Genomic DNA, 13,395 nt, shown 5'->3' on the forward strand with positions numbered 1-13,395 from the left:
GTTCACTCTGCATATTTTTCGTGCACAAACTTCCACATGAATCCCATGATCACAACAGCCACAACAATAAGAATAAGCGCAGCTATCTGATCAAAGAAGGAAACGATTCCCATTGCTATCGCCGATACGCCGAGGAAAATAATGATGAGTCCTGCATAAAACGTATACTCTCTGGGATGCTTGATGCTCTCCGGATTATCCTTTTTGATTATCTTCACATCTCTGGTGACGATAAGTCTGATGCCAAAGAACATGCACACCAGAAATGCCAGTATTTCAATTCCCATCTGATTAACTATTGTCTGTATGTTCATTTTCACTCTCCTGCTTCTTATTGATCAGGTCATCTGCCCTGTTAAGAACTATATTAATATCTTTTGTCCCATACAAACAATACACTGAAGAGACGTTTGCTTCAATAGCATTTTCTTTAAACATCTTCTGAAGTCTCTCAACATCACTCTCAAAAAAAGCTTCCTCTGCCTCAAAACCAAAGGCGTAAAACTGTGTGCCGCTTATTCTGAACACATTCGACTCCCCGAATATTTCATTGAGCATCCTTGCCGCAACCACTACTATCTGATCGCCCACTTCAAATCCTTCCGAGATATTGATCTCATCAAGTTTGACAAGATCGCAGCGGACAAGGCCAAATGGCTGTGTCATATCGAGACCGTGCTCTAAGTATTTTTTGAAAGCCGCATAATTGCTGCAACCCGAAAGAGCATCTTTATATGTATAATTCAGTGCTCTGCTCTGTTCTTCTCTCTGAAGCACAAGCTGTGCAAGGAAATAGCTTATGAGATTAATAATCTCTGATACTGATTCGAGTTTTTTTGAAGTTGCACCCACAACGCCGCAGACGCCAAAAAGATTACCTCCCACTTCAAGGGGACCGATGATCATATTATCTACTTTATTGGTTTTGAGAAGGCTGTAAAAGCCCGGAATCGATTTTCTGAACTCTTCAGGATCCCTGACTATCAGCCTGTGATCATTTTTATTGAACGCATCATATATCCTGTCGATTATATCCTCTGACGATAAATACATCATTTCAAGAGAAAAAGATTCCTCTCCTTCTCTGTACCATTCATAAGTGCCCTTGTATTTTCCGTTCTTCTGGTCTTCAAATATAAAAATACGCCTTGCATCCAGCTCTTTTCCCAAAAATGCAAGAATTGACCTTATGTTGGCATCCGGGGAATTGGATGAGAGTGCGTACTGAAGCGCACGGTTTATGAAACGGTCACGCTCCATGGCAGCGCTGTCCTTCATCCACCATCTGAGAAATTCAATCAGCTCAATTGCCACGTAGACAGTAGCACCTATTCGGGTAAAGAGGCCAAATCGCTCAGTAGTCCTTCCGACCATAAAGTACTGGGCAATATCCAGAAAACCGCTGCCGGCAAAGATGATCCCGCTGACATACAGATATCTGAGTCTGTTCTTCTTTCCTGTCTTTCTGCAGTAAACAGCATTATCCAGCGCCATTATGATAAATACTGCCAGTCCGATAATGATATACGCCCCGGCAAACCAGGGGAAGGAATCCATCATATCAACCTTTAGTACATAGCGTATGGTAATAATTCCGAAGGCAGTGACCATTGATAACCAAAAGCCAAGGTGATCATATATCTCCCTCTTTTTCTCTGTCTGTGAATTTAAAAAGCAAATGCTGGGATAAGCGATCATAAACGGGATTATTCTGTTGATATCTCTGCAAACATAGATATGGCCTGTGATAAGCTGGAAGATATCCGTGCCGATAAGCAGCCAGATTCCTGTAAGTACAGCGCAGCTTCCAAACGCAAGAACATTAAACGGAAATACAGATTTATTGGATGAGCCCACAAAAGCAATGAGGAATATCAGTCCCAGGAAAATGTTGAGAATGCAGAATATGCATGAAAACAGACTTTTCCTGATAACCAGCTGCATGAAATCCGAAGCAGAACATAGATAAACGTCAAAAACGGTTCCGTTTTTCTGGCCTTCATAGACCTTTTCAAATTCAAGCCTTACGATCTTTCCGGCATCGTCTTTGTTTATCCCTATTTCATGGAATGCCACTCCGTAGCACATTCCAGTGAGATTGGGCATGCTGTAGAATCTGTATACCTGCCTTCCTCCTACGAAAACTCTTATGTTCGTATTCTTGGACTTAAAGCACAGTGCATCCTTGTCAGTTATGCCACCGGAAAGCTTTTTTTCTACCGCAATCCTTCCGCCGAAGTCTTTGATATTAAGGTCATCGACAGAAACCTTCTCGCCGTCCGGAAGCATCCATCCATCGGAATATCCGTCAATATTCTCATGACTTGTGATCAGCCTGTCTGTAGACATAGGTATCCCGATGAGGATCGTTGCTATAACGATTGCAAAGAATACGGCATATATTAAGTTGATAAGCGCCTGTTTACTCTTCATAGCATATCTTCCGTAATATCTGACAGCATCTTGATCTCTTCATAATCCTGCCTCTCAAAGGCCACTGCTATCCTGTTCATTTTGTCCTGATGCTTGTCCGGAATGTCATATTCCGAAATATCCCTCAGGGTCATTTCGATCATCCTGTCATTGCGCTCCTCTGCAGCTTTTCTAATGGTGTCGTATGCGCTTTTGATCAGGATTTTGTCAAAATGTTCATCCTCATCCTTTTTACTGTTGCAGAAAACCGCCAGATTCTTTTTATACTCTTTAAGCCTGTCCACAAAGCTTTCATTATTATTCCGGATATAATCCGTATCATCATTTTTACCGGCCATTTCCAGTTTTTCCGCATCGTCACCAAGGCTCATTGCTCCGATCAGCCTTGAGGAACTCTTAAGAGCATGGACCTTAATGGTATAGTCTTTCCAGTTCTCTGAAGCATATAAATCCTCAATCTCCAGGATCCTCTGATCCAGAGAATCATAGAATATCTGAAGCACTGATTTAAAGGCTTCTTCCGATCCGCTGTTCTCCATAGCCTTTTCGGAATCTATTCCCGGAATCTCCTCATACCATGCCTTTTTCTCTTCGTATACTTCCTCAGATTCAGAAACCGCCTGATGGTTATCTCCGGTATCTATATACTCAGATTCCTTAATACCCTCGCCGTGGTAAAGAGCATTTGAAAGAATCTGACTGAGTCCGTAGGGCTCGTCTTTCTTTAACAGGTACATGATACCCATAGCTCCCCGGCCGCAGTTTAATGACATGACTGAAGAAACCTTCTGGAAGAGAATGTGTTCAAAGTTATGCCTCTTCCTGATGGATCTTTTGACAATTTCTTTTTCTTCTTCGGTAAGTGAAATATAATCTACAATTGCAACATCCAGGTCAGGCTTTACATTTCTCGGAAGAATAAAATCAAGATACTTTTGATAGCACTCATCCATCTCGCCGGTGAATATTCTTCCTATAGTCACCTTACCGCCCTTTATATTGATGACAGGCCTCAACCCGAAGGTACTTACAAGGGCATAGGTTGATTTTCTTATGCCTCCGCGCTTCATAAGGAACTCGGCATCTCCGGTTATGAAACTGCATCTTAAGTTCTTTTTAACCTTTTCAAGATCACTGATGATCCTGTCAAACTGTCTTCCCTGTATGGACATCCTGTATGCCAAAAGCACCAACATTCCAAGAGCGCTGGAATTGGCTTCCGAATCTATTACCGATACATTTCCGTAAGCTTTTGCTGCCTCAAGGGCATTTTCATACTCCTTACTGATTCCGGCAGATACCGCGATATAAATGATCTGATGCGCCTTTTTAACTTCCTGGGCAAAAAACCTCTCGAATTCCTGTACTGTGGGAGGCGAAGATGTAAACATCGCTCCTTCCGATACATAGCGCATAACTTCATCGCTGTTTGCTTCATCGTAGTCGTAATAGGATTTTCCGTCAGACATAATTGAAAACGGAATTATATCTATCTGATGTTCCCACAGAGTATTCCTTGGCAGATCACACATGCTGCTGGTGGCAACAATGATTGGCATCTTCTTGGTGTAAGCCCTTGAAGAATTCATTTTCGCCCCTTCAAGGTCAGCTCCTGCCGTCCTTATAATCTTAGACTCCTGAAGGTGACCAAGAATCATATCTTCAAGCTGTTCGCCTGATATCGGTTTTACCAGATAACCATCAAAACCGCTTCTGTCATACAAATCCCTGCTCTCGGAGTCGGCGTTTGCTGTGAGTGCAATGACAGGTGAATGATTGTTCCGACCTCCAAGCTGTTTTCTTATCTGCTGCAGACATTCCACACCATCCATACCGGGCATAAGATGATCCATGAAAATAACATCATATGCCTCTGCATATGTCATGGAAAGAGCCTCAGGGCCGCTTAAAGCAGTGTCGATAACAATCTCCGTGCCATCAAGAAGTTTCTTTTCAACCTCCAGATTCATCTCATTATCATCGACAATAAGTATCCGGGCTTCGGGTGCAATAAATCCCGGTATATATTTGCCCTTTAACTCTCTCTTACCGTAGTTTTCAATGCTTATCTCACCAACAGGCTCTCGCCTTGTCACCTTCTGCTTAAGTGACACGATAAAGGTTGACCCTTCTGTATAGGTACTGTTTACGGTAATCTTACCGTCCATCAGCTCTACCAGCTGTTTAACAATAGACAGGCCAAGGCCCGTACCCTCGATCTTGGCATTTCTCTCCTCATCCATTCTTGCAAAAGCATCAAAAAGATATGGGATAACATCCTGCTTGATTCCCATACCGGTATCGATTACCGAGATCAGAAGAACGACATCATCACCTTTTGTATTATCTTCTTTTTCAATGCGCAGTGTAACAGAACCTTCCTGCGTATACTTGACCGCATTGTTGAGAAGGTTTACAAGTATCTGCTTTATTCTCACTTCATCGCCAAAGAGCTCGGCGGGGATTGTAGGATCCACTTCGAGATTAAGCGTTAAGTCTTTTTGCTCTGCCCTTAGCCAGATCATGTTTACAATCTCAGAGATCAGATCTCCCAGATTGTAGTTTACGGGTACTATATCCATCTTGCCCGCTTCAATCTTGGACATATCTAAAATGTCATTTATCAGGGACAGCAGCATCTTGCCGGCTCCCTGAATATTTTTGGCATCATTTATGATTTCGTCAGAAGCATCTTCCTGCCTGAGAATGATCTCATTTAGTCCCAGGATAGAGTTTATGGGAGTCCTTATCTCATGGCTCATATTGGAAAAGAACCTGTTCTGAGACCTGTTGAGCTCTTCAACCTTTTTGGTCTCCTCCTTGGCTCTTTTGTTCTCCTCATCATAAAGCCACTCCTCAAACCAAACCATGAAGCAGCAGATGATGCCGACAAGTACAATGGAAATCAGGGAATCAGCAAAGAAGGCTTCTCTTGTATGCTCCACTACACGCTCAGGGAAAAAATATCCGATAGCATACAGGACAGCAGACTCAAGTGTAAGCACCACCAGCATCAGCGGCTTCCAAAAGCCACTGAGAACAAGTCCCGTATAAAGAAATGTGAATATCATCCACAGGATTCCGCCGCCGTAAATACCGCCGCCGGAGAAGAATACCAGAGGAAGGGCAACAAAAACCTGGCCCAGCACGATAAGCCTTACCGCAATGGACACATGGTTTCTCCTGATCGATACTATGGTTACAATCGGAATCGCAAGCACAATGATAACCAGCGCAATTATCTCAACCATGTTCTCGCCGAGAATAATGTCACCGAGGAGCGCAAGGAAGATAAAGAAATCCGTAACCAGTGTGAGCAGTATGAAAACACGCTCTTTAAAACTTCTTGAGGGGTCTTTAAGAAGGTCTTTTACCTTCTGTACAATCTTATGAATCATGAGACACCTCCATTCCGGTTCTTCTTGCCTCCAGACATCACGCGCATCATGACTCTCTCAAAATCGTTGATATTGATTGGCTTACTTATGAATCCGTCAAAGCCTTCTTTAAGGAACATCTCTCTTGCACCGCTGACAGCATTGGCTGTAAGAGCAATTACAATAAGCTTTCTTTCCTTCTGATCAGCTATGAACCTGAGTTTCTTCATTGCCTCAACGCCATCCATTTCCGGCATCATATGATCCATAAATACTATGTCATACGATTCAAGCTCATACTTGGCCAGCGCTTCCTTGCCGCTCTCAGCCGTATCAACCTCCATCTTGTAGTCCTTAAAAAGACCTGTTGCCACAATCAGGTTCATTGGCTCATCGTCAACAATAAGAGCCCTTATTTCTTCAAGATTAAGTGCCTTGTTTTCAGCTGTCTTCATAAATGAAGACACATCGGCCTCTCCATTTAAAACCTTAGCCACTGTGTATCCGTAGACCGGCTTTGGAAGGACTATGATCCGGTTCTTGCTCTTCATAACAAAGCCCGGTTCTTCGAACATAGCAACAGTTACCCCGCTTTCAGATAATTCATCAAAGAAACCGGGATTCTGTTTATACTCGTCAACCCCTAAAAATACATGTGTGATCTTACCCGTATCCAAAAGTCTTTTAAGTTCTTTCAAAGACGGTGCTGAGTAAAGATTAACCCTGAGTCCTGCCGCCAGATTGGTTGCCATCATCTCATAGGCTCCGCCAACTCTGAAATCATCAAGTTTATCCGCAAGCACATGGAAAGCTACTCCCAGGAATTTATCAGTATTTACTGTTATACACGGAGTTGGATCAATGACTTCCTGTACAATGCTTATTCTGACAACAGTTCCTGCCCCTACACCACTCTCCAGTGCCACAAAGCCGTGCATAAGCCTTGTAAAGCCATAGACGATTGAAAGCCCCAGTCCTATACCTCCGGTGCTTCTGTTTCTCTTTTTATCTGCCTGATAACTTCCCGTGGCAACTCTTTCCCTGACCTTCTCGGTCATACCGATTCCTGTATCCATGACCTCTATTATCAGGTTGATTCCGTAATCCTTCTTGATGCAGAAAACTCTTAAAAGAACACCACCTTTTTTGGTAAACTTAAAGCCGTTGTCCACAAGATGCATGATTATCTTTTTGAGCTTCTTGGAATCGCCTTTTAAAACCGCAGGCACAGACGGATCCAGATCAATGGTGAATTCAAGGCCCTTTGTCTGATACAGCATCTCATAATTTGCTGCAATATCACTAAGGATTGATGTGATCATGTATTTTTCTTCCTCTAAGATCGCATCTCCTCTTTCAATTTCACTGTAATCCTGAATATCCTCGATCTGGTTAGACAGGCGCATACCGGCATCTCTGATTGCCTGTACGTCGGCCCTTGGTTCTTTTTTCAGAATAAGGGTAGACATGCCGTTTATTACATTAACGGGAGTTCTGAGTTCATGAGAGATATTCGCAAGGAAATCCTCCATACCTTTTTTGGCGTTCTCTTCAGTGTCCTGAACAGCTTCTATATCGCCTTCTATCCTGCTCATATTTCTGAGGATTTCATGAAGTGCCCTGTAAATGCTTATTTCAACAACAATATGAAGAATTATCCTGGATATACTTAAGGGATCAAGTTTTATACTGTTTGTGATAAGTCCATAGATCATCTGGCCTGCCATTATTACGAAAAACTCCGCAAGAATAATAGGCAAAAATCTCTTTCTGCCCATAACAGATGCAGTGATCATAAGAAGAACCGAGATAATAATGATATCGTAGAAACTGGTCAAGTGAACGCCATGAAAGAAAGCCACCAACATCGAGAAGATCATAAAGAAATTCTCTCTGAACCTGACCTCACCATAACCGTTGATATGAATAGCCCAGCACGCGATTATTCCACCAGCAATAAGAGGTATCACCCAGAGCTCCCATCCCTGGGATATGATCTCTAAGATTGCACCGATGCAAGTGATCGTGATGATGACAACAACCACATTGTGGGCTCTTAGTGTCCGATTCGCTTTTTCGTTCAAATCGTTACCCTCTTTAAAGAGACAAAACAACATAAAAAAGGGATGCAGTCTAAAAAGACTACATCCCTATTATATCACGCTGTTAACGATATTGAGATAACTTCGTTAATAATTATACATTAAATTTTAGTAAATTACTTCTTAGCAACGTACTTACGGATATCAAGTGAAATAGCTACGAAGATAACCAGACCAATGAAGATGTACTGAGCGTTAGCATCAACTCCAAGGTACTGAAGGGCTGCCTTCAGAAGCTCGAATACGGCAACACCGATGATGGCACTTGAAACCTTACCACGTCCACCTGTAACTGATACACCACCGATTGTGCAGGCAGCGATAGCTTCCATCTCATAACCAAGACCTAAGTTAACTGATGCACCACCGGCCTTAGCACCAAGCATGAATCCTGCAAGACCGTACATCATAGCAGCCTTCATGTAGATGAGTACCATTGTAAGACGAACAGGAACACCGGCAACCTCTGCAGCCTGTGGGTTTCCACCGATTGCATACATATACTTACCGTGACGTGTCATGTTGAAGATGAACCATGTGATTGCTGCAACAATAATAGCAATCCAGATAAGATAGCTTATTCCGAGGAACTTTCCTGTAGCGATGTTTGTGTACTGTGTTGTGTATCCACCAAGAGGTGTAGCACCTGTGTAGATAAGAGCAAGTCCGTAAACGATTTCCATCATAGCAAGTGTTGCGATGAATGGAGGAACGTGAAGGAATGCAATGAAGAATCCTGTAATTGCACCGAAGCATCCTGTGATTGCAAGTACGATAAGAAGTGCAACGAAGATGTTAAGTGGCTCCATTTCAGGGAAGAACTTTCCTGAGTAGTCCATCTTCTGAAGAAGTGTACCTGCGATACAAGCAGCAAAACCGATCATACGTCCTGCTGAAAGGTCACATCCTGCTGTGATAACGCAGCCTGCGATACCAAGGGCAATAACAAGTCTTGAACTCATATTCATGAGAATGTTGAACAGGTTGTTAGATGTAAGGAACCTGTCGTTTGTAATACCTGTGTAAATAACCAGGATGAACATAACGATGATAACACCGTTATTTATAAGAAAATCAATTGCTTTTTGCTGTTTTGTCTTAACCATTTCTTTTTCCTCTCTTATAATAGCCTGCGAATCTTAGAACTGAGTAGCGTAGCTCATAACCTTCTCCTGGGTCATGTCTGCCTCTTCTGTGATCTCGCCACGTAATTTACCGTTACACATTACATAAATTCGATCTGACATACCAAGAAGTTCTGCCATTTCGGAAGATATCATTATGATAGCCTTACCCTGCTTGGCAAGATCAGTCATGATCTCATAAATCTCATGCTTGGCACCTACGTCGATACCTCTTGTAGGCTCGTCCATTATAAGAATGTCAGGATCATTAGCAAGCCATCTTGATACGATAACCTTCTGCTGGTTACCACCGGAAAGGTTAGCGATGTGCTCCTGCATATTAGGTGTCTTGATGCTGAGCTTTTCAATACTGTCATCAACAACCTTATTGATCTTAGGATGATCAAGAATGAATCCGCCGGTGAGATATTTGTTATAAACCGAAACACCAACGTTATCTTTGATTGAAAGGCATCCGAAGATACCGTTTCCTCTTCTGTCCTCAGTGATCATACCGATTCCGGCATTCATGGCGTCTCTTGGGCTCTTGATCTTAACCTGCTTGCCATGAATTTTGATCTCTCCGGCTGAAAGATTTCTGATACCAAACAGACCTTCCATAAGCTCTGTTCTCTGGGCTCCGACAAGTCCGCCAAATCCGAGGATCTCACCCTTCTTTAAGTTGAAGGTCACATCCTGGAAGGACTTCTCATGGATTGATGAAAGTCCGTTGACTTCCATGACCACCTCGCCCGGTGTTCTATCCTTGGGAGGATAGATATTTGTAAGCTCACGACCTACCATCTTGGCAATAATATCGTCAATTGTAAGATCCTTGGCAGGCCATGTTCCGATGTATGTACCATCTCGCATGATTGTTACATCATCAGCGATACGCTTGATCTCATCCATCTTGTGTGAGATATAGATCATGGCAACTCCCTTGTTTCTGAGCATTTCCATGATTCTGAAAAGAGCTTCTACCTCACTATCTGAAAGAGAAGATGTTGGCTCGTCGAAAATAATAACCTTGGCGTCATGTGATACAGCCTTGGCAATCTCTACTGACTGCATCTGTCCGATTGACAGTGTATCAAGCTGCGCCTTAGGATCGAAATCCATGTTAACTTCCTTAAGCCACTTCTCTGTTTCTTCGTACATCTTTTTATGGTCGATTACCTGAAGTGGACCAATTTTCTTGACCGGGAATCTTCCAAGAAACATATTCTCTCCAACGCTTCTTGCAAGTACCGGTTGCAATTCCTGATGCACCATGGCTATACCTTTTTTCATAGCCTCATCAGGATTCTCGATTGTTGTCTTTTCTCCGTCGATATAGATCTCTCCGGCATCCATCTTATAAATACCGAAAAGACACTTCATAAGTGTTGATTTGCCGGCTCCGTTCTCTCCCATAAGTGCATGGACGGTACCGGGCTTAACTGCCAATTGTACGTTATCCAGTGCCTTTACACCGGGAAAGGACTTGGATACGCCCCGTAGTTCCAATTTGTACTCTGATGCCATATCGTGTCCCTTTCTACTTCCACTATATATCTTGTGTTCCCTTTAAAAAGTGGTGCGGATGCCAGGCATCCGCGCCACCGATTATTTCTTTAAACTTCTGATTTTGATTCAGATTACTTAAGTGAATCAAGAACTGACTGTGCGTTGTCAGTTGTAACCTTTACGTAGTCACATCCGATGTAGTAATCGTTGCCAGCACCTGTGATGTAGTTGATAGCTGCATCAGCTGCACCGTGTGACTGAGCGATGTGATCGTTGAATACTGTACCTGTCATTGTTCCTGCAAGTACGTCCTCAAGAGCCTCTGTAAGAGCATCAACACCTACAAGGTAGATGTCCTCACCAACCTTACGTCCGGCTGCCTCGATTGACTGAAGAGCACCAAGTGCCATAGCATCGTTGTTGCAGAATACTACTTCTGTCTCAGGATGAGCTGAAAGTGAGTTAGCAACGAGCTGCTGAGCTGTAGCCTGATCCCAGTTACCTACCTGGTCATCAAGACAATCAACTGTCCAACCTGCATCCTCAAGAGCCTTAACTGAGAACTCTGTTCTGTACTGAGCATCAACGTTCTCAGGGTCACCCTCGATCATGATGTACTGGATCTTGCCATCGCCGTTGAGGTCAACCTTCTCCTGGCCGAGGTCAACGATGATCTCGCCCTGCATTGTTCCTGACTGACGAGCGTCACATCCAACATAAGTTACGTTCCAGTTATTAGCTGACCATCTTGCTTCCTCGTCAGCATCAGGCTCACGGTTGATGTAAACAAGAGGGATATCAGCGCCAACTACAAGATCTGTAATTGTAGCAGCTGAAGATGAGTTAACGGGATTGATGATAAGAACATCAACACCCTGTGTGATAAAGTTCTGAATCTGGTTTGTCTGTGTTGCCTGGTCGTTAGCACCATCAACGATTGTGATATTGTCCTTGGAGAATCCCTGTGATACAAGGTAGTTCTCAAGCTCTGTTCTGAAGAGTGTCATGAAGTTATCAGCGAACTGATAGATACAAACACCAACCTTCTTGTCTGCAAGATCAGCATTTCCTGCTGTCTCAGCAACTGTCTCAGCAACCTCAGTAGCTGTATCAGCAACTGTCTCTGCTGTCTCAGCAACTGTCTCAGCTGTCTGTGTAGCTGTGTCTGCTGCTGTCTCTCCGCAACCAACGAGCATAGCCATTGTCATTGCAGAAACTGTTAAAAGACTTACCAATTTCTTTTTCATTTGTAACATCCTCCTTAAAGTAAGTTATTGGAGCACAGCTTAAGCAAAGCCCCAATGTTTGTTTACATGGGTAATCTTATCAAAAGCATTTGTGCAAAAACATAGAGAATTCTTCTTTTTATCTTAGAAATCCTTTTGTTTTTTGTTCTTAATTGTGGATTTTACACAACAAAAAGCACTCCTTTTTGGTAACATTTACTTTACGGAAACGTTTTCTCAAAAAGGAGTGTCGTCATATTGTAGTATTGTATGAAATTATCAGTAATTTTCACTCAATTTCTGTGGTGCCATCGTCATAGGTTATGACCCAGTACCCTTTGCCTGTACCGCAATCTTCATGATACTGCTTGTCTATTATAACCTTTTCGGTATCTGCAGGCTTTTCATCCATAGCTACAGGCTCATTATTAATATAGGTAATCTTGTAATATGAGTCAGGCTTCTTTTCAAATTCAGCCTCAGCATTATCGAGATTCACATCCTCGTTATCTATCGGCTGCTCGGTAATCGTAACAACCGGTATATTGTCATCTTTCACCATTCCTGCCAGAAAATGCCTGTAGGCCGGCATCAGAGAATACAGCACTATGTTGAAAATAAACACACAGGATACTGTACCTGCAAATATGAATGTAAATGTCAGGATCTTCCTCATATCTTTTCCTCTTTAATAATTTACCGGGTAGCTTGCTTCCTTTTTGATCGGTCCGGCAGGATAACTTTCGTAGGTCTGTTTGTAATATCCGCTTCCCTTGGCCCTCTGCATCTCAGCATCAAATACGTACCATTTTCTTCCGACCTTAACTTCTGTCCAGGCGTGTGCTGTTCTTCCGCCAAGAGCTGATGTAACTGTTCCTGTACATACCATCGCATCATAGCCCAGACCTTTTGCTATATATGCAAACGCTGCAGCATATCCGTAGCAGTTGCCCTTGTGCTCACTCATGGTATTCATTGCGTATGAGCCTGTCCAGTCGCCCGAGGGAACTTCCATGCTTCTTTCATATACAACCGACTTGGCAAGGTAATCAAAAGCAGCTTCCAGCTGCTCGGACTGTGTCATGGAAAATGTGGTGCAGACGTTGACCAGATCAGCTGCCATCTTCATAACATCTGATGGCGGGTCTACAACATCGTCATTACCGGTCGTCCATTTTACAGTGCCGTAAATATGAAGAAAATGAGCTCCCTGCACATCCCATTCCATACCGTTTACAGATCCGTTGTCCTCTACAACCGCAACTATTTCCCTGCGCAGTTTTTCAGGTACACCGGAAAGCGCATTCTGACTTATGGAAACTACGGTGTTTGGAATATACGCTGCCGAAAGAGCAGGTGGATAACACACAAGCTCTGTCTGCATCTTGTCGTAAAGACATCCGCTGTAAGATGAGTAAAACGGATTGTTCTTACTTACAGTGATGTACTTAAGATGTCCCATTCCCCTGAAGGCTGTTGAAGTTATCTCGTATACATCACTTCCTATATGAATGGATGTGATACTGTGATCAGGAAAGCTTGAGTAATCCAAAACTTCATAATCATTTGCCTGTACGGTACGAGCATTTGTGACAAACATCAAGAGTACCATAATGAGTGAAAC

The 13,395-nt window shown here is 43.0% G+C and carries 9 protein-coding genes; all 9 read right to left on the bottom strand.

Translation table 11 applies throughout. The features are described 5' to 3' along the window. Nucleotides 1–2 precede the first annotated feature (2 nt). Entirely contained in the window at nucleotides 3–314 is a 312-nt protein-coding gene (locus G590_RS0102375; protein WP_022764072.1) for a hypothetical protein, read from the bottom strand. Next, the gene (locus tag G590_RS0102380; RefSeq protein WP_022764073.1) at nucleotides 292–2,433 is read right to left on the bottom strand and encodes a sensor domain-containing diguanylate cyclase; all 2,142 of its coding nucleotides are present in this window, start codon (nucleotides 2,431–2,433) and stop codon (nucleotides 292–294) included. Before G590_RS0102380 ends, G590_RS0102375 begins: the two co-directional genes overlap by 23 nt. Continuing rightward, nucleotides 2,430–5,831 carry a DegV family protein gene (locus G590_RS18135; protein WP_022764074.1) on the bottom strand — a complete coding sequence of 1,134 codons (3,402 nt, stop codon included), beginning with the start codon at nucleotides 5,829–5,831 and terminating at the stop codon, nucleotides 2,430–2,432. Before G590_RS18135 ends, G590_RS0102380 begins: the two co-directional genes overlap by 4 nt. Further along, nucleotides 5,828–7,894, bottom strand: coding sequence for a hybrid sensor histidine kinase/response regulator (locus G590_RS0102390; RefSeq protein WP_196802458.1), 2,067 nt, complete (start codon nucleotides 7,892–7,894; stop codon nucleotides 5,828–5,830). The genes G590_RS18135 and G590_RS0102390 overlap by 4 nt, the downstream gene beginning before the upstream one ends. 134 nt (nucleotides 7,895–8,028) lie before the next feature. Next, entirely contained in the window at nucleotides 8,029–9,018 is a 990-nt protein-coding gene (locus G590_RS0102395; RefSeq protein WP_022764076.1) for a galactose/methyl galactoside ABC transporter permease MglC, read from the bottom strand. A gap of 33 nt (nucleotides 9,019–9,051) precedes the next feature. Beyond that, nucleotides 9,052–10,563 (bottom strand): sugar ABC transporter ATP-binding protein, encoded by a 1,512-nt coding sequence (locus tag G590_RS0102400; RefSeq protein WP_022764077.1) that lies wholly within the window; start codon nucleotides 10,561–10,563, stop codon nucleotides 9,052–9,054. 113 nt (nucleotides 10,564–10,676) lie between these two features. Beyond that, the gene (locus G590_RS0102405) at nucleotides 10,677–11,792 is read right to left on the bottom strand and encodes a galactose ABC transporter substrate-binding protein (protein ID WP_022764078.1); all 1,116 of its coding nucleotides are present in this window, start codon (nucleotides 11,790–11,792) and stop codon (nucleotides 10,677–10,679) included. 268 nt (nucleotides 11,793–12,060) lie between these two features. Next, on the bottom strand, nucleotides 12,061–12,447 hold the full coding sequence (locus G590_RS0102410) for a hypothetical protein (RefSeq protein WP_022764079.1): 387 nt from the start codon (nucleotides 12,445–12,447) through the stop codon (nucleotides 12,061–12,063). Between the two features lie 12 nt (nucleotides 12,448–12,459). Then, nucleotides 12,460–13,383, bottom strand: coding sequence for a transglutaminase domain-containing protein (locus tag G590_RS0102415; protein ID WP_196802459.1), 924 nt, complete (start codon nucleotides 13,381–13,383; stop codon nucleotides 12,460–12,462). Nucleotides 13,384–13,395: the final 12 nt, after the last annotated feature.

It is taken from the genome of Butyrivibrio sp. XPD2006 (genome assembly GCF_000420865.1).
GTDB lineage: Bacteria > Bacillota > Clostridia > Lachnospirales > Lachnospiraceae > Butyrivibrio.